Raw genomic sequence first — 632 nt, forward strand, 5'->3', positions numbered from 1 at the left:
AGTTCCGGCCGTCACGGCTCCGGGCAGCGCACCGATCCCGAACGGCGCCCCTGCCGCGGCTACACCCACACCGTCGATCGGCCCAGCGCCCGCGGCACGAACCCCACTCGCCCAGGCCCCGGCGGGCGCACCGGCATCGACCAGTCCGCCACAGCTACCCCCACAGCACCCCGCCGTACACCCGCCACACGGCCCGGCCCCAGCCGAAGCCGCGTTCCCCGCTCCACCGCGATCACCTTAGGGCTGACGCCACCACCGAGGATTGATCCCGGACAAGTTGCCCCTCTCGGAGCTCGCGCCCCGCGCGGGCTCCGAGTCGTTTCAGGCACATACCCATGGCCTTGTGGGTCGGACATGCCGAAGCCGCGGTCACTCGACCCCGGCAAACCAATCGGCCACCAGATGGCCCCGAACACCCCGTCGGCCCCCTCGGGCCCGAACCGCGCGCACCGTTTCCCCGCGTTCCCTGCGCGCACCGTTTCCCCAGGTCGGAGACCAGCGCGCCCAGCCAACCTCAACCACGTCTTTCGAGCGAAGCGAGACCGAGCATCCGCCGTTCGCGGCCCGGCTCGCGTCCGAGCGGCCGCCGCGTAGGCGCTGCCGGTGAACCCCATCCGCGCCATGAACTCGTT

It is taken from the genome of Nocardia sp. NPDC004260, assembly GCF_053603155.1.